Annotated in this window: 12 protein-coding genes and 1 pseudogene; 10 read left to right on the plus strand and 3 right to left on the minus strand. The window is 71.1% G+C overall.

The window, feature by feature from the left end; translation table 11 throughout:
* Nucleotides 1-10 precede the first annotated feature (10 nt).
* The 6 genes from LRD69_RS08695 (at nt 11) to LRD69_RS08720 (ending at nt 6,856) form a co-directional block, all read left to right on the plus strand.
* Complete coding sequence (locus LRD69_RS08695) at nt 11-682, plus strand: SCO2322 family protein (RefSeq protein WP_277329672.1); 672 nt, start codon at nt 11-13, stop codon at nt 680-682.
* Entirely contained in the window at nt 679-1,830 is a 1,152-nt protein-coding gene (locus tag LRD69_RS08700) for an energy-coupling factor transporter transmembrane protein EcfT (protein WP_277325981.1), read from the plus strand. The genes LRD69_RS08695 and LRD69_RS08700 overlap by 4 nt, the downstream gene beginning before the upstream one ends.
* Entirely contained in the window at nt 1,827-3,536 is a 1,710-nt protein-coding gene (locus LRD69_RS08705) for an ABC transporter ATP-binding protein (protein ID WP_277325982.1), read from the plus strand. The genes LRD69_RS08700 and LRD69_RS08705 overlap by 4 nt, the downstream gene beginning before the upstream one ends.
* Nucleotides 3,533-4,372 carry an ECF transporter S component gene (locus LRD69_RS08710; protein ID WP_277325983.1) on the plus strand — a complete coding sequence of 280 codons (840 nt, stop codon included), beginning with the start codon at nt 3,533-3,535 and terminating at the stop codon, nt 4,370-4,372. Before LRD69_RS08705 ends, LRD69_RS08710 begins: the two co-directional genes overlap by 4 nt.
* 283 nt (nt 4,373-4,655) lie before the next feature.
* A complete protein-coding gene (locus LRD69_RS08715) occupies nt 4,656-5,072 on the plus strand; it encodes a transglycosylase SLT domain-containing protein (protein ID WP_277325984.1) in 417 nt (138 codons plus the stop codon).
* A gap of 137 nt (nt 5,073-5,209) precedes the next feature.
* Nucleotides 5,210-6,856, plus strand: coding sequence for an IS1182 family transposase (locus LRD69_RS08720; RefSeq protein WP_277325985.1), 1,647 nt, complete (start codon nt 5,210-5,212; stop codon nt 6,854-6,856).
* Nucleotides 6,857-6,939: 83 nt separating this feature from the next.
* Here LRD69_RS08720 and LRD69_RS08725 read toward each other — a convergent pair whose 3' ends face one another.
* A complete protein-coding gene (locus LRD69_RS08725; protein ID WP_277325986.1) occupies nt 6,940-8,118 on the minus strand; it encodes a steroid 3-ketoacyl-CoA thiolase in 1,179 nt (392 codons plus the stop codon).
* 281 nt (nt 8,119-8,399) lie between these two features.
* Here LRD69_RS08725 and LRD69_RS08730 point away from each other — a divergent pair, with 281 nt between their 5' ends.
* Both LRD69_RS08730 and LRD69_RS08735 read left to right on the plus strand, forming a co-directional pair.
* Nucleotides 8,400-9,668: a cytochrome P450 gene (locus LRD69_RS08730; protein ID WP_277325987.1), complete on the plus strand. Its 1,269-nt coding sequence runs from the start codon at nt 8,400-8,402 to the stop codon at nt 9,666-9,668.
* 39 nt (nt 9,669-9,707) lie between these two features.
* A complete protein-coding gene (locus LRD69_RS08735; RefSeq protein WP_277325988.1) occupies nt 9,708-10,775 on the plus strand; it encodes an AEC family transporter in 1,068 nt (355 codons plus the stop codon).
* A gap of 139 nt (nt 10,776-10,914) precedes the next feature.
* On the opposite strand, the gene LRD69_RS08740 is transcribed toward LRD69_RS08735, so the two are convergent.
* Nucleotides 10,915-12,894, minus strand: coding sequence for a phosphatase PAP2 family protein (locus LRD69_RS08740; protein WP_277329673.1), 1,980 nt, complete (start codon nt 12,892-12,894; stop codon nt 10,915-10,917).
* A 399-nt stretch (nt 12,895-13,293) separates the two neighbouring features.
* Between LRD69_RS08740 and LRD69_RS08745 the strand changes: the two genes are divergently transcribed.
* The gene (locus LRD69_RS08745; RefSeq protein WP_277329674.1) at nt 13,294-14,424 is read left to right on the plus strand and encodes a DUF2330 domain-containing protein; all 1,131 of its coding nucleotides are present in this window, start codon (nt 13,294-13,296) and stop codon (nt 14,422-14,424) included.
* Between the two features lie 121 nt (nt 14,425-14,545).
* A complete protein-coding gene (locus LRD69_RS08750) occupies nt 14,546-15,022 on the plus strand; it encodes a GNAT family N-acetyltransferase (RefSeq protein ID WP_277325989.1) in 477 nt (158 codons plus the stop codon).
* A gap of 48 nt (nt 15,023-15,070) precedes the next feature.
* Here LRD69_RS08750 and LRD69_RS08755 read toward each other — a convergent pair.
* Nucleotides 15,071-17,119 (minus strand): annotated as a pseudogene (locus LRD69_RS08755) (DHA2 family efflux MFS transporter permease subunit); the annotation flags it as partial.
* Nucleotides 17,120-17,185: the final 66 nt, after the last annotated feature.

A 17,185-nucleotide genomic window follows, 5' to 3' on the forward strand; every position in this document is an offset into this window, starting at 1 on the left:
GGGAAGTCCGATCGGCGGGCGGGGGGCCGCGGCCCTGCTGCTCGTCCTCGGCGTCGCCCTGACCGTGCTCGGCGCGGGCACCGCCCACGCGGCCGGCTACCGCTACTGGTCGTTCTGGGAGGGCCGGGGGACGGACTGGGCGTACGCCACCCAGGGCCCCTCGCTGATCCGGCCCGACGACGGCGCGGTGCAGGGCTTCCGCTTCTCGGTCAGCGAGGACTCCCAGGACTCGGCGAAGCCGCGCCGTGCCCCCGGCTTCGGGGAGATCTGCGCGGACACCCCCGCCGAGGACGGCACCAAGCGGGTCGCGCTCGTCATCGACCCGGGCACCGCGACGGACGCCCCGGACGGGGAGACACCGCCCGCGCTGCGCACCGCATGCGCCCGGGTCGCCGAGGACGCGAGCACCGCGGAGGCCCTCGCCTCGGTGGCCAAGCCGCTGCGCTACGACAGCAACGCACTGCTCTGCGCGATCTCCGGCTATCCGGCGTCGGGCTGCGGCGAGCAGATATCCGGCAGCGGGCACGCCGGCCGTGCGTCGCAGCCGCCTGCGAGCCCGTCCGCCCCGGCCCACCGGGGAAGCAACGGCGGCGGTCCGTCCGCCGGGGTGCTCGCCGGGGTCGCCGCCGTCCTTCTTCTCGGCATCGCCGCCGTCGTGCAGGCCCGCCGCCGCCGCGGATGAACGCCTCCCCCCGCACGGCCCGGTCGGGCCGTGCCCTGCGCGCCCCCCTGGCGACCCGTAGCAACGCCCTGCCCGCCGGGGCGTGGTGGCTGTGGGCGCTGGGGCTGGCCACCGCCGCGTCCCGGACCAGCAATCCGCTGCTGCTCGGGCTGCTGGTGGGGGTGGCCGGTTATGTGGTGGCGGTCCGCAGGACGGATGCGCCATGGGCCCGTTCGTACGGGGCGTTCATCAGGATCGGGCTGTTCGTCGTCGGCGTGCGGCTGCTGTTCTCCGTCTTCCTCGGCTCGCCGATCCCCGGTACGCACACGGTGTTCACCCTCCCCGAAGTCCCGCTGCCCGACTGGGCGCAGGGTGTCAGGATCGGCGGCCGGGTCACCGCCGAACAGATGCTGTTCGCGCTGTACGACGGGGCGAAGCTGGCCACCCTGCTCATCTGCATCGGCGCGGCGAACTCTCTGGCCAATCCGGCCCGGCTGCTCAAGTCGCTGCCGGGTGCGCTGTACGAGGCGGGGGTCGCCGTGGTCGTCGCCATGACGTTCGCGCCGAACATGGTCGCCGATGTGGTGCGGCTGCGCACCGCACGCAGACTGCGGGGCCGCCCGACCGGTGGCATCAAGGCCGTCCTGCAGATCGGACTGCCGGTGCTGGAGGGCGCGTTGGAACGCTCGGTGGCAGTGGCGGCGTCGATGGACGCGCGCGGATACGGGCGTACGGCCCAGGTCCCGCCCGCCGTCCGGCGCACCACGAACATCCTTACGCTCGGCGGGCTGCTGGGGGTCTGCGCCGGCACGTACGGCCTGCTGGCCACGCAGGGTGCGGTGTACGGACTGCCGCTGCTGCTCGCCGGGCTCGTCGCCGCGATGACCGGGCTGCGGCTGGGCGGTGCCCGCTCGGTCCGTACCCGCTACCGGCCCGACCGGTGGGGAGCGAGGGCGTGGCTGGTGGCGGGGTCGGGTGCGGTGGTCGCGGCAGCGATGATCTGGGCGGGCAGTGCCGATACGGCGGCGCTGCACCCCGGTGTCGTACCGCCGACGGCGCCGGTCTTCCCGCTGTGGCCCGCGGCGGCGGTACTGATCGGGCTGCTGCCCGCGGCGGTGGCGCCCGCGCCGTCCGTGGTGGCCGCCGCGGACTCGGAGGAGGACCAGTGATCCGGTTCGAGCAGGTCTCGGTGCAGTACGAGGGCGCGGCGCGGCCGACCCTGTCCGGAGTCGATCTGACCATCCCCGAGGGCGAGTTGGTGCTGCTCGTCGGCCCGTCGGGGGTCGGCAAGTCGACGCTGCTGGGCGCCGTCTCCGGTCTCGTACCGCACTTCACCGGCGGCACGCTGCGCGGCCGGGTGACGGTCGACGGCCGCGACACCCGTACCCACAAACCACGCGAACTCGCCGATCTGGTCGGCACGGTGGGGCAGGACCCGCTCTCCCACTTCGTCACCGACACCGTCGAGGACGAGCTGGCGTACGGCATGGAGTCGCTGGGGCTCGCCCCGGACGTGATGCGGCGGCGCGTCGAGGAGACCCTCGATCTGCTGGGTCTCGCCGGGCTGCGCGACCGGCCGATCGCCACGCTCTCCGGCGGCCAGCAGCAACGGGTCGCGATCGGTTCGGTGCTGACCCCGCACCCCAAGGTCCTGGTCCTCGACGAGCCGACGTCCGCACTGGACCCGGCGGCGGCCGAGGAGGTCCTCGCGGTGCTCCAGCGGCTGGTGCACGACCTGGGCACGACGGTCCTGATGGCGGAGCACCGGCTGGAGCGCGTGGTCCAGTACGCGGACCAGGTCGTCCTGCTGCCCTCCCCGGGCGCGGCGCCGGTGATGGGTGCGCCCACCGACGTCATGGCCGTGTCCCCGGTCCATCCGCCGGTGGTCGCCCTGGGGCGGCTGGAGGGCTGGGATCCGCTGCCGCTGTCGGTGCGCGACGCACGGCGCCGGGCGGCGGCTCTGCGGGAGCGGCTGGCCTCGGCCGGACCGCCGCCGTCCGCTCCGTCGGTGCCCGCCGCCCCGGCGCCGCTGCCCGCGGCCGCTCCCGTACGCCGTGGTCTGTTCGGGCGCCTGCGCACGCCCGCTCCCCGGTCCGCTCCCGACGCTGTGGCGGAAGCGACCACCCGGGTCGAGGGCCTGGGGGTGCGGCGCGGGCGCGTCGAGGCGCTGCGCCGGGTGACGCTCTGCGTCGCGCCCGGCGAGACCGTCGCCCTGATGGGCCGCAACGGCGCGGGCAAGTCCACCCTGCTCGCCGCCCTCGTCGGGATGATCGAGCCCACCACCGGCACGGTCCGCGTCGGCGGCCTGGCCCCGCACCGTACGCATCCGCGCGACATGGTGCGCCGGGTCGGGCTCGTACCGCAGGAACCGCGCGATCTGCTGTACGCGGACACGGTCGCCGCCGAGTGCGCGGCGGCCGACGCCGATGCGGGCGCGGCGCCGGGCAGCTGCCGGGCCCTGGTCTCCGAGCTGCTGCCGGACGTACCGGACGCCACCCACCCGCGCGATCTCTCCGAGGGGCAGCGGCTCGCCCTGGCCCTGGCGATCGTGCTGACCGCGCGGCCCCCGCTCCTGCTCCTCGACGAGCCGACCCGCGGTCTGGACTATGCGGCGAAGGCCCGGCTGGTCGGTGTGCTGCGCGCCCTGGCGGCCGGGGGCCATGCGATCGTCCTGGCCACGCACGACGTGGAGCTCGCCGCCGAGCTGGCCCACCGGGTGGTGATCCTCGCCGACGGGGAGATCGTCGCCGACGGGCCGACCGGGCAGGTGGTGGTCTCGTCGCCGGCGTTCTCGCCGCAGACCGCGAAGATCCTCGCGCCGCAGGAGTGGCTGACCGTGGCGCAGGTGCGCGGCGCGCTGGAGGCCGCCGTATGAGCGGCCGCCGGAGCCGTCCCGTGCGGCTGGGCCCCCGGGCGATCGCCGCGCTCCTCGTCGTCGGCGCGATCGGTGTCGTCGCCATCGGCTGGCCGCTGCTCGCCGGCCCGGACTCCGGTCTCACCCAGTCCCAGGGCGCCCCCTGGCTGTTCGCCGCGCTGCTTCCGCTCCTGGTCGGTGTGGTCGTCGCCACGATCGCGGACTCCGGCATGGACGCGAAGGCCGTGGCGATGCTGGGGGTCCTCGCCGCGGTCGGCGCGGCGCTGCGCCCGCTGGGTGCGGGCACCGCAGGGCTGGAGCCGATGTTCTTCCTGATGGTGCTGAGCGGCCGGGTGCTCGGTCCCGGCTTCGGCTTCGTGCTCGGCTCGGTGACGATGTTCGCGTCGGCCCTGCTCACCGGCGGGGTGGGCCCGTGGATGCCGTTCCAGATGCTGTCGATGGGCTGGTTCACGATGGGCGCCGGGCTGCTGCCGGGCCCGGACCGGCTTCGCGGGCGGGCCGAGCTGCTGATGCTCGGTGCGTACGGGGGCGTCGCGGCGTTCGCGTACGGCACGGTGATGAACCTGGCCGGCTGGACGATCGTGCCGGGACCCAGCTCGGGCGTCTCGTTCCATCCCGGTGACCCGCTGTCCGAGAACCTGGTCCGTTTCCTCGCCTACTGCCTGGCCACATCGCTGGGCTGGGACCTGGGCCGGGCGGTGCTCACGACGGTCCTGACCCTGGCCATCGGCCCGACCCTGCTGAAAGCGCTGCGCCGGGCCACGCGCCGCGCATCCTTCGAGGCCCAGGTCACATTCGAGGGTCCCGAGGGCGTGAAGGGTCCCACAGGACCTTAGTCCTCCACCAACGGGGATAGTAGATGTTTTCCCCGCACCTGGAGCCCACTTCACCCCCTCCGACCTGCTATGGAGTCTTTTATGCGGGTTCGGGACTTTTGACCCTGAATGCTAGGCGAGGCCGTTTTGGGGGTCATTGCCTTGGTTGAACCCCACGGCTAACACTGGTCACGTCGCCGAGCACCGCAGCGTTCTCCGGAACGTCTCGTGGACAACGAGCACTGGTCCCCGCACCTTTGGGACCGGTCCGCGACTCCCCTGTACCCGACAGTGAGGCTCATCTGTGTCGTTCGCCCGCACCTTCCTCGCCCAGCCCCGCACCCCCCGCCGCAAGACCGCCGTCGCCGGCGCCGCCGTGCTCCTCGGCGCCACCGGCCTGGCCCTCGGCGTGTCCCCGGCCATGGCTGCGCCCTCCAGTGCTCAGGGCATGGCGAAGTCGATGATCGGCAACGAGGCGCAGTTCCAGTGCTTCAGCAACATCGTGTCGCACGAGAGCGGCTGGAACCACACCGCGACCAACGCGTCCTCGGGCGCCTACGGCCTGGTCCAGGCGCTGCCCGGCTCGAAGATGGCCTCGGCCGGCGCCGACTGGAAGACCAACCCCAAGACCCAGATCAAGTGGGGCCTGGACTACATGAACTCCCGCTACGGCAGCCCGTGTGCCGCCTGGTCGTTCTGGCAGGCCAACCACTGGTACTAAGCCGGCAGCAGAGCGGCTTCGCGCGAAGGCCCCGACCGGGTTCCGGACGCTGTTGGTAAATCCGGGGGCTGCGTGACGACGGCCTGCACGATCCCGTTGGGGTTGTGCAGGCCGTCGTCGTGTTCAGGGGTGGGTTCGTGTCGTTGCGTGGGTCGGAGTTGGCGGAGATCCCGGAGGACACCGCGCGGGTGGCGCAAGCGGTGTTTCCCAAGGGGTGCCTGGCGATGCGGATGCGGGACGTGCTCGGGCCGGTCTTCGAGGATGCCCAGTTCGAGGAGCTGTTTCCGGCGCGGGGGCGGCCGGCGGTATCGCCGGCGCGACTGGCGCTGGTGTCGGTGTTGCAGTTCGCGGAGGGTCTGACCGACCGGCAGGCCGCACACGCGGTCCGCTCGCGTCTGGACTGGAAGTACGCCCTCTCACTGGAGCTGACCGATACCGGCTTCGACTTCTCCGTGCTCAGTGAGTTCCGGGCCCGGCTGGCCGACGACGATGCGGGCCGGTCGGTGTTCGACGCGGTGCTGACGGCGACCAGGGAGGCCGGGCTGGTCAAGGCGGGCAAGCGGCAGCGCACGGATGCCACCCACGTGCTGGCGGCGACCAGGGATTTGAACCGGCTGGAGTTCGTGGTCGAGACACTGCGCACGGCGCTGAACCAGATCGCCGAGACGGCCGGGGAGTGGCTGGTGGCACTGGCGGCACCGGAGTGGTTCGACCGCTACTCGGCCCGGCCGGAGGACAGCCGTTTCCCCTCCCGGTGGGCGGCCCGCGTCGAGCACGGCGACCAGTGCGGGGCAGATGGCATGATCCTGCTTCAAGCACTCTGGTCGGCTTCGGCGCCGCCCGGACTGCGGGTGTTGCCCGCGGCGGAGTTCCTGCGCAAGACCTGGGTCCAGCAGTTCCAGCACGTTGATGGTGCCGTGCGCTGGCGTGAGCCGAAGAACCTCCCGCCCGGCCTGATCCGTTTACGCACCCCGCACGAGCCCGATGCCAGGACCGGAGCGAAACGGGATCTGGGCTGGTCCGGCTACAAGGTCCACCTCAGCGAGACCTGCGAGCCCGACGCCCCGCACCTGATCACTCACATCCACACCACCCCGGCACCGGTCAATGACGACGCCGTCCTGGAGGACATCCACACTGCCCTGGCCGAACGCGACCTGCTGCCGGACGAACACCTGGTGGACGCCGGATACGTCGATGCCGAGCAGATCCACCACGCCCGCCGCGACCACGGCATCGGCCTCGTCGGACCGGTCGGGAAGATCACCAACCGGGAACAGGTGAGCGGCAACTTCTTCGACAACACCCGCTTCACCATCGACTGGGACGAGCACACCGCCACCTGCCCCGGCGGCAGGACCAGCGTCGAGTGGCGTGCTGCCCAAAGTCATCGCGGCACCCCGGTGACCCGGATCCGCTTTGCCGTCCGCGACTGCGGACCGTGCGAACTGCGGGCCTCGTGCACCAGCGCCAAGACCGGACGCAACCTCACCCTGCGGCCCCGCACTGAACACGACATCCTCCAGCAAACCCGCATCGAGCAGGACACCGACCACTGGCGCCGCCGCTACGGACACCGCGCTGGCGTCGAGGGCACCATCTCCCAAGGCGTCCAGGCCTTCGGCATGCGCAGATCCCGCTACCGCGGCCTCGCGAAAACCCGGCTCCAGCACCACCTCACCGGCGCCGCCATCAACCTCGCCCGCCTCGACGCCTGGCTCACCGGCAGACCCCTCGCCCGCACCCGCGTCTCACCCTTCGCAGCACTCCGCCCCACTGGATGAGATCCAGCGGGGCGGATTTACCAACAGCGTCCGGGTTCCGGTCGGGGCCTTCGCCCTGCCCGGAACCCGGCCGAGGTGCCGCCCTACAGCCGCTGGATGATCGTGCCGGTGGCCAGCGCCCCACCCGCACACATGGTGATGAGCGCGAACTCCTTGTCCCGGCGCTCCAGTTCATGCAGCGCCGTGGTGATCAGCCGGGCCCCGGTGGCGCCCACCGGGTGACCGAGCGCGATGGCCCCGCCGTTCACGTTGACCTTCTCGAGTCCGTCGATGTCCCGCTCGAAGACCTGCGCCCAGCTCAGCACCACGGAGGCGAACGCCTCGTTGACCTCCACGAGGTCGATGTCGCGGAGCGACATGCCTGCCTTGCCGAGCACCGCACGGGTGGCGTCGATCGGCCCGTCGAGGTGGAAGTGCGGGTCGGATCCGACCAGCGCCTGGGCGACGATCCGGGCGCGCGGCCTGAGCTTGAGTGCCCGCGCCATGCGCTTGGAGGCCCACATGATCGCGCAGGCGCCGTCCGATATCTGCGAGGAGTTCCCCGCGGTGTGGACCGCGGTGGGCATGACCGGCTTGAGCCGGGCGAGCCCCTCCATGGTGGTGTCCCGCAGCCCTTCGTCCCGGTCGACGAGACGCCACATGCCCTGCCCGGCCGCCTGCTCCTCCTCTGTGGTCGGCACCTGGACCGCGTACGTCTCCCGTTTGAACCGCTCCTCGGCCCAGGCGACGGCCGCCCGCTCCTGCGAGATCAGGCCGAGCGAGTCGACGTTCTCGCGGGTGAGGCCGCGCTTGCGGGCGATGCGCTCGGCGGCCTCGAACTGGTTGGGCAGATCGACGTTCCACTCGTCCGGCCAGGGCTTGCCGGGGCCGTGCTTGGAGCCGCTGCCGAGCGGTACGCGCGACATGGCCTCGACACCGCAGCTGATACCGACGTCGATGACGCCGGCCGCGACCATGTTGGCGACCATGTGGGAGGCCTGCTGCGAAGAGCCGCACTGACAGTCCACGGTGGTGGCGGCGGTCTCGTACGGGAGTCCCACGGTGAGCCAGGCGTTGCGTGCCGGGTTCATGGACTGCTCACCGGCGTGGGTGACCGTGCCGCCGACGATCTGTTCGACACAGTCGGCATGGATGCCGGTGCGGCCGAGGAGTTCACGGTAGGTCTCGCCCAGCAGATAGGCGGGGTGGAGATTGGCGAGCGCGCCTCCGCGCTTGCCGATGGGGGTGCGTACGGCTTCGACGATGACGGGTTCCGCGGCCATGAGCTCGTCCTCTCCTCGCACTTCCGCAGGGGCGTCCCGGGGCCCACGGAAGGAACTAGTACGCGTTCTAGTTCTGCCAGCAGTCTGGTGAGACTTACCCCCGGTACGCAAGAGCCGTGCACGCACCTTGCGCCCGCTTTCGGCCGAGCGCACCGACTCTTCACACAATGGATCCGACCATGGCTCTTGCCAGTTGTAGAACTCGTTACTACCTTTCGGGCACCTTCTGATGGGTCGTCAGACATGGCTTCGGCGGCCCTCGGTTAGACCTGGAGTTGCCGATGCCCTGCCCTCATCTGCCCGAAGGGTTCGACTTCACCGACCCCGACCTGCTCCAATCCCGCGTCCCCCACCCGGAGTTCGCCCGGATGCGGGAAACCGCCCCGGTCTGGTGGTGCACCCAGCCGGCCGGTATCTCCGGATTCGACGACGAGGGCTACTGGGTGGTCACCCGGCACGCGGACGTCAGGTACGTCTCCACACACCCCGAACTGTTCTCGTCCCACACCAACACGGCCGTCATCCGCTTCAACGAGTCGATCAGCCGCGACCAGATCGACGTCCAGAAGCTGATCATGCTCAACATGGACCCGCCCGAGCACACCCGGGTCCGCCAGATCGTCCAGCGCGGCTTCACACCCCGCGCCGTCCGGTCACTGGAGGAGGCGCTGCGCAGCCGCGCCCGCTCGATCGTCGAGACGGCGCTCGCCTCCGCCGGCGACGACGGATCCTTCGACTTCGTCACCAACATCGCCGTCGAACTGCCGCTCCAGGCCATCGCCGAGCTCATCGGCGTCCCGCAGGAGGACCGCTCCAAGATCTTCGACTGGTCCAACAAGATGGCCGCGTACGACGATCCCGAGTACGCGATCACCGAGGATGTCGGCACCGAGGCGGCGATGGAAATCGTCTCGTACGCGATGAACCTGGCGGCGGCGCGCAAGGAGTGCCCGGCCAAGGACATCGTCTCCCAGCTGGTCGCCGCGGAGGGCGAAGGCAACCTCTCCTCCGACGAGTTCGGCTTCTTCGTGATCCTCCTCGCCGTCGCCGGCAACGAGACCACCCGTAACGCCATCAGCCACGGCATGCACGCCTTCCTCACCCACCCCGACGAATGGGAGCTGTACAAGCGCGAGCGCCCGGAGACGACCGCCGAGGAGATCGTGCGCTGGTCCACCCCCGTGGTCTCCTTCCAGCGGACCGCCATCCAGGACGTCGAGCTGGGCGGGCAGCGGATCCGCAAGGGGGACCGGGTCGGGCTGTTCTACTCCTCCGCGAACAACGACCCCGAGGTCTTCGAGAACCCGGAGGCCTTCACCATCTCGCGCGACCCCAATCCCCATCTCGGCTTCGGTGGCGGCGGGCCGCACTTCTGCCTCGGCAAGTCCCTCGCGGTCATGGAGATCAACCTCATCTTCGACGCGATCGCCGACGTGCTGCCCGATCTGCGGCTGGTCGGCGACCCGCGGCGGCTGCGCTCCGCCTGGCTTAACGGGATCAAACAACTCCAGGTCAGCACGGCCGGGAAGGCTCGTACAGCCGACGGCTGACCGCCCGCGGATCCATGGGCGGCGGGGGACGTCCCTCCCATGCCCCGGCCCCCGCCGCCCGTCCGCGCACCCGGCACCCCGACCGCCGAGGCACGCCGCCGTACCGGGATCATGGCGTCCATGCACGCCCTGCTCTCCGGCTTCGCCCCCATCTGGACGCTCACCGCCATCGGTTACGTGGTCGGCCGCAGCCGTCTCCTGGGCGCGCAGGCGGAGGCCGTGCTCGGCCGGTTCGTCTTCCATGTGGCCATGCCCGCCGCCCTGTTCACCATGGTCTCGGTGGCGCGGCTGGACGCGTTCGCCAACGTCTCGATGGTGGCCTTCGGGGCGGGCACGGCGCTCGTCAGCACCCTCGGCTTCGTGCTGGCCCGGCGCCTCTTCGGCCGCAGGACGGCCGACCAGGCGATCAGCAGCATGGCGTCCGGCTACGTCAACTCCGCCAATCTCGGTATCCCGGTGGCGGTTCAGGTGCTCGGCGACGCATCGTTCGTCGCCGAGATCATCCTGTTCCAGGTACTTCTGGTCTCCCCTGTGATCCTGACGCTCCTCGACACGGGAACGCGGGCCGGATCCGGAAAGGGCGTCACGCTCCGACGCATGCTGACCATGCCGGTCCGCAACCCGATCATCATGGCCTCGATGCTCGGCGTCGCCGTCTCCGCGCTCGGGCTGCGTCTGCCGGCCGCCCTCGCGCACTCCTGCGACCTGCTCGGTGCGGCCGCCGTGCCCACCGCCCTGATCACCCTCGGTCTGTCGCTGAACGGCCGCCCGGCGGCGGCGGAGCCGTCATCAGAGGCGGCGGACGAAGCGGCGACGGAACGGACACCGTCCGGGGAACGGGCGGAGGTCGGGGTCACCGTCGTACTGAAGACGCTGGTCCAGCCCCTGATCGCCTTCCTCGTCGGTGGCCCGCTGCTGCACCTGCCGGATCATCAGCTGCTGGCCGTGGTGCTGTGCTCCGCGTTGCCGACGGCCCAGAACGCGTTCATCTACGCCCGTCAGTACGGCCTGGACGCCGGACTCGCCCGCAACTCCGTCGTCGCCTCGACGTTCGTGTCCATGGGCACGCTCACGTTCGCCACCTGGGCGCTCGGACCGTCCCACTGACCGTCTCTGAGCTGTTCGAGTGGCGGACCGCCGGGGAGAGGCGGATGCTGGGTAAGCGGCGATCCACGCCGAAGGGGTGCCAGGACGAAACGTGTCGTCCGGCACCCCTTCGGCACGCGTGCGGCCGGCCGCACAGGAATCAGCCGGTACTGCTCACCGTCTCGCCGGTCCTCTCCCTGGCCGTTCCCGCCGCAGGCACGCCTCGTCCTCCCTCTGCCGTCGCCCCCGCCGCCACCATCGGTCGCAGCGTGCGCGGCCCCGCCAGGACGTACGTGAGCGCGAAGCCGAGCCCGATGACCAGCGCCCCGCCCACCGCGTCGAGCACCCAGTGGTTGGCCGTGGCCACGATCGCGGAGACCGTGAACAGCGGGTGCAGCAGCCCCAGCGCCTTCATCCACGGCTTCGGTGCCATCAGCACGATCATGACGCCGCACCAGAGCGACCAGCCGAAGTGCAGCGAGGGCATCGCGGCGTACTGGTTGGTCATCGAGGTGAGCGCGCCGTAGTCCGGCTTCGCGAAGTCCTGCACACCGTGGACCGTGTCGATGAAGCCGAGACCCGGCATCAGCCGCGGCGGGGCCAGCGGGTAGAGCCAGAAGCCGAGCAGCGCGGCCAGGGTGGCGAAGCCGAGGGTGGAGCGGGCCCAGCGGTAGTCCGCGGGGCGTCGCACGTACAGCACACCGAGGATCGCCAGCGGCACGATGAAGTGGAACGTCGCGTAGTAGTAGTCGAAGAAGGCCTTCAGCCAGCCGATGTGGACGACCGCGTGGTTGGCCCACTGCTCGATGTCGATGTGCAGCCACCGTTCGAGCGAGTGGATCTGCCTGCCGTGCTTCTCCGCGGCGGGACGTCCGGCCGTTGCCGCCAGTCTGACCTGCGCGTAGGCGGAGTAGACGACCCGGATCAGCAGGAGTTCGAGCAGCAGGTTGGGGCGGCTGAGCACACGCTGCCAGAACGGCAGCAGCGGTACGCGACCCCAGCGGGCCGGGACCGGGGTGGCGTAGTCCGTGGGGATCGGCCGCTGCCAGTACGGGGAGGTGCGCGGCAGGAACGGGGCGGCACAGGCCGCGCCGAGCGCCGCGATGAGCAGCACGTTGTCCCGTAGCGGCAAGGCGGCCGCGGTGTTCGGCAGAAGTATTTTCCCCGGCAGCGTGATCACGAGCACAACGATGGCCGGCCACACCAGTCGGTCGCAGGCCCGCTCGCCGGCCCGGCCGACCACCGCGAGGAGCACCCACAGCAGCTGGTGCTGCCAGGCCGTCGGAGAGACGGCGACGGCGACACAGCCGGTCACGGCGACGGCGAGGAGCAGCTGGCCGTCGTTCGCGTACCGCACAGCGCGCCGCAGCCCGACGCAGCAGACCGCGGCCGCCAGCAGCAGGAACACCACGATCTCGGCCGGACCCGCCAGACCGAGACGCAGGAGCGCGCCGTGCAGGGACTGGTTGGCGAGGCCGTCCGTCCCGTCGCCGAGCCCGGCGCCCGCGACATGGTGCACCCAGTACGTCCACGAGTCCTGCGGCATCGCGGCCCAGGCCAGCGCGGTGCAGGCGGCGAAGGCGCCAGCACCGGTCGCCGCTGCCCGGCGGCGGCCGGTCAGGCGGAGCAGGACGGCGAAGAGCAGCACGGTCGGCTGGAGCGCGGCCGCGATCCCGATCAGGACGCCGGACGCGCGTTCCCCACGGGTCGCGAAACAGGCGAGGAGCACCAGCAGGACCGGCAGAATGCTGGTCTGACCGAGCTGGAGGGCGTTGCGGACCGGCAGGGACAGCATCAGCAGGCTGATCGCGACAGGGGCGGCCAGCAGGGCGGTACGCCGGGAGACGGGCCCCGGCAGGGCGCGGGCCGCGACGAGGCCGAGCGCGGCGACGAGCAGCAGCGAACCGAAGGTCCAGGCGACGCCGAGGCTCTGCTCGGCCGTACGGGTCAGTGGCTTCAGCACGAGTCCGGCGAAGGGGGTGCCGGTGAAGCGGTCGCTGTCGTAGAGCGACCCCGTCACGTGCAGGACGCCGTGCTCACCGATCCAGGTCTCCAGATCGGTGAGCCGTTCCCCGGGCGGCTGCTGCAGCACCACCGCCATCTGCCGTCCTGCCAGCAGGGCGACCACCAGCCAGAGCACTGCCCGGGCAGCCCCGGTCCTCGCCCCCGTTGCCGCGTTTCCGTGCACTCTGTGCTCCGCGTTCGCCACGCTGCGCCGAACCTCCCACTGTTCATCCGCTGTCCTCGTCCCAGGACGCGCTGTGAAACCTTCGCATTGCGCTATGAGATAGACACAATCAACCCCTTCGCCGCCTGACCGCCATTCTGCTGCTTTTGTCCGAAAGAATGACCGGCCGCCGACCGCCCCGACACAGCGAGCGGAACCGGATTCTTCGCCCGCACGTCTGTCCCCGTGATCGCGGGCGCAGGGTCACGACGGTCTCGGGGGAGGAACGCAGTCATGCGGTACGCGTGGAGGCAACGGGATGCGTGGGGGACCCGCCGTGCGTGGGGAGTCCGTGCGCTGTCCGTGCTGCTGATGCTGGTGTCGCTCCAGCTGGGATCACTGATCAGCCCGGCGTACGCCTGCGGCTGCGGGGCGATGGTGCCGGGCCGGCAGACGCACGTCTCGGTCGACCGGGAGACCTCGGTGGTCGACTGGGACGGCCGCACCGAACAGATCGTCATGCGCCTGACCGTCCGCGGGAACGCGCCCGACGCGGCCTGGATCATGCCCGTGCCGCACCGCGCTTCCGTCGAGCTCGGCGACCCGGCGCTCTTCTCCGAGCTCGAGACCCTCACCGCGCCCGTCCTGGCCACCCGGCACTACTTCTGGCCACGCTCCGGGGACTGGCCGTTCGCCGGTCCGGGCGACGGCGCGAGCAGCGGCGCCGCGCCGTCCGCTGCCGGTGCGCCGCCGGTGGAGCTCGTCGGCCGGGAGCGGCTCGGCCCGTTCGATGTGGCACGCCTGACGGCGACCGACCCCGAGGCGCTGCAGAACTGGCTGCGGCAGAACGGTTTCGAGCTGCCCGACCGGCTGGCGACCGCGCTGCAGCCGTACGTCGACCGGAAGTGGGAGTACGTGGCGGTGCGCCTCGCGCCCCGCGACGAGGACGCGCTGCTGAGGGGCCGGCTCGACCCGCTGCGGCTGAGTTTCGCCAGCGACCGGCTCGTCTATCCGATGCGGCTGTCGAAGCTCGCCTCGACGCCGCAGTCGCTGGGTCTGTACGTGCTGGCCGCCCACCGGATGGAACCGAGCAGCCCGATCGGCGGGGAGGCGCCCCGGGTGACGTACGCGCAGAGGTTCGCCCCACCGGGCTCCACGTCTTCCGCGTCCCCGGCGTCCGCCACACCGACGAGGGCGATCGGGAAGCTGACGGGCGGCGAACCGGTGTTCATCACCGCGATCGAGCAGTCGTTCCCGCGCCCGGAGCTGATCAACGGCGATCACGAACTGCGCGCGACCGCCGCCGACACGCCGTACCGGACGATGACGTACCGGAACGAACTGCTGACCGTGGCCGGCATCCCCGCCTGGCTGCTGACCGTCCTCGGCGCCCCACTGTCGGCGGCCGCGGTGGCGCTCCTGGTGGCTCTTGCGCGGCGCCGACGACCGGTGGTGCCCCCGCCGCCGGTCACCGTCCCGCCGCCGTTGCGTGAGATCCGGTGAGACATGAGAACCGGTAAAGAAAGAGATCTCGAACAGTCGCACGCAGGGTGATGCGCGGTACGGGGATCCACCGCCGGTCAATCCATTCGGCTTCCGAGCATGCACAAGCCACAATGACCGCATGGCCTGGACCGTGACCCCTGAGCACTTCGATTCCCCCGACTCGACCGCGCTGCGCCGCGACTACTACGACGAGGTCGCCAGCCGTTACTGGAAGCGGCCCGCGACCTCCGAGGAGATCGACGAGGGGCTCGCCGACGACGGCGCCGACCGGCTGACCCCGCCGACCGGCGCATTCGTCGTCGGCAGGTTCGGCGGAAAGCCGGCGGCCTGCGCCGGGCTGCTGCTGGTCGACGCGGACGTGGCCGAGCTGACCCGGGTGTTCGTACGCCCGGAGTACCGCGGTACGGGTGGCGGCGGGCTGCTGCTGACGGCCATCGAGAGCGCGGCACGCGCCTTCGGCATACGGCGGATCCGGCTCGACACCCGCAACGACCTGGTCGAGGCGCGTGGGCTGTACGCCAAGCACGGCTACCGGGAGGTACCCGCGTTCCACCGGCGGCAGTACGCGGAACACTGGTTCGCCAAGGAGCTGTGAGCCGGCCCCGGACACCCCGGTCGCGATGCCCCGTGAGGCCCGCGCGGATCAGGCCGCGTGGTCCCGTTTCGGCCCCGGACCGTGCGGCTGCTCCTCACGCGATCCGCACGTCTCGGCAGTCAGCTCCGCCACCAGTTTGACCAGGTCGCTCGGGCGCTCCGGCCCCCACCAGTCGCCCAACAGCTCGGCCAGCGACGCCTCGCGGGCCTCCGAGAGCTTCACGACGGCCTCCGAGCCCTTGTCGGTGAGCACCAGCTGGACCCCTTCGCGCCGGGCCAGACCCCGCTCCTCCAGCTGCCGCGCCGCATCGCTGATCACCCGCAGCGGCACCGGGACGGTGTCGGCGAGCAACCCGGGTTCGACGGCGCCGTGCCGTTTGATGCGCAGCAGCATCCAGCTCGCCGCGGGCAGCAGGTCGTACCCCGCACGCTCGGTGATCTTCACGTAGACATCGCGTCGCCCCTCGCGGGTGGCGAGCACCGACAGCGCCCGTGCGCATTCGTCGTACGAGGAACGCTCGACCGGGTTCGACGCCAGGGTCTCGGTGCTGTCGGGGGCCGTGACCGAGCCGCGCAGCTTGTCCTCCTTGAGGAACCAGGCGAAGACGAAGGCGATCAGGACGACGGGGGCGGCGTACAGGAAGACATCGGTGATCGACGTCGAGAACGCATGGAGCACCGGCGCCCGCAGCGCGGGCGGCAGTTGGGAGAGTGCGCGCGGATCGGCGGCCAGCCGGCCGGCGTCCACGCCGGGGGGCAGGGCGACGCCGGAGAGCGCCGCGGCGAGTTTGTCCGTGAGCCGGCTGGTGAAGATCGTGCCGAAGACGGCGACACCGAACGAGGCGCCGATGGAGCGGAAGAACGTGGCACCCGAGGTGGCGACGCCGAGGTCCTCGTACGTGACGGCATTCTGCACGACCAGCACGAGAACCTGCATCACCAGACCGAGCCCGGCACCGAAGACGAAGAAGTCGGCGCTCATCTGCCAGGTGCCGCTGAACTCCGTGAGCCGGTGCAGGAGCATCAGACCGATCGCGGTGATGCCGGTTCCCAGGATCGGGAAGACCTTCCAGCGGCCGGTGCGGCTGACGATCTGGCCGGACACGGTCGAAGTGAGGAGCAGGCCGACGACCATGGGCAGCATGTGCACACCGGACAGCGTCGGCGTGATGTTGTGCACGACCTGCAGGAACGTCGGCAGATAGGTCATCGCGCCGAACATCGCGAACCCGATGACGAAGCTGATGACGGCGACGAGGCTGAACGTCCGGATCCGGAACAGCTTCAGCGGCAGTACGGGCTCGGGGGCGCGCCGCTCGGCGAGCACGAAGGCGATCAGCAGCAGCACGCTGAGGACGGCGAGCCCGATGATCTGCGCCGAACCCCACGCCCAGGTGGTGCCGCCCAGGGAGGCGACGAGAACCAGACAGGTGGCGACGGCGGCGATGAGGAAGGTGCCCAGGTAGTCGATGGTGTGCTTGGTCCGGCGGACCGGGATGTGCAGCACGGAGGCGATGACGAGCAGCGCGACGACGCCGATCGGCAGGTTGATGTAGAAGACCCAGCGCCAGCTGAGCTGCTCGGTGAAGAATCCGCCGAGCAGCGGTCCCAGGACGCTCGTCATCCCGAAGACCGCGCCGAACAGACCCTGGTACTTGCCGCGTTCACGGGGTGCGACGATATCGCCGACGATCGCCATCGACAGCACGATCAGACCGCCGCCGCCGAGGCCCTGGAGGGCTCGGAATCCGATCAGCTGCGGCATGTTCTGGGCGACGCCGCAGAGCGCGGAGCCGATGAGGAAGATGACGATCGCGACCTGGAAGAGCTTCTTGCGCCCGTACTGGTCACCGAGCTTGCCCCAGAGCGGGGTCGCGGCGGTCGACGCGAGCAGATACGCGGTGACCACCCAGGACAGATGCTCCAGGCCGCCGAGTTCGCTGACGATGGTCGGCAGGGCGGTCGAGACGATGGTCTGATCGAGTGCGGCGAGCAGCATGCCGAGGAGCAGGGCGCCGATGGCGACCAGGATCGTCCGCTGGGAGCGGCCTTCGCCGGGGGCCAGGGCCGGGGCGCTGCTCAGCTGGTTGGCCATAAAACTCTCCTCGGGTCCGCTACATCCCCATCCTGGACGTAGTGGACGGTTATGGCCTGTTGGGGCGTC

Origin of the sequence: Streptomyces sp. JH14 (assembly GCF_029428675.1) — a bacterium.
Lineage (GTDB): Bacteria > Actinomycetota > Actinomycetes > Streptomycetales > Streptomycetaceae > Streptomyces.

Excerpts from the sequence above, each read along its gene's own strand:
- LRD69_RS08735 (WP_277325988.1), top strand. The coding sequence starts at position 9,708 with ATGCCCCGGCCCCCGCCGCCCGTCCGCGCACCCGGCACCCCGACCGCC.
- LRD69_RS08750 (WP_277325989.1), top strand. The coding sequence starts at position 14,546 with ATGGCCTGGACCGTGACCCCTGAGCACTTCGATTCCCCCGACTCGACC.
- LRD69_RS08745 (WP_277329674.1), top strand. The coding sequence starts at position 13,294 with ATGCTGGTGTCGCTCCAGCTGGGATCACTGATCAGCCCGGCGTACGCC.
- LRD69_RS08725 (WP_277325986.1), bottom strand. The coding sequence starts at position 8,118 with ATGGCCGCGGAACCCGTCATCGTCGAAGCCGTACGCACCCCCATCGGC.
- LRD69_RS08730 (WP_277325987.1), top strand. The coding sequence starts at position 8,400 with ATGCCCTGCCCTCATCTGCCCGAAGGGTTCGACTTCACCGACCCCGAC.
- LRD69_RS08700 (WP_277325981.1), top strand. The coding sequence starts at position 679 with ATGAACGCCTCCCCCCGCACGGCCCGGTCGGGCCGTGCCCTGCGCGCC.
- LRD69_RS08710 (WP_277325983.1), top strand. The coding sequence starts at position 3,533 with ATGAGCGGCCGCCGGAGCCGTCCCGTGCGGCTGGGCCCCCGGGCGATC.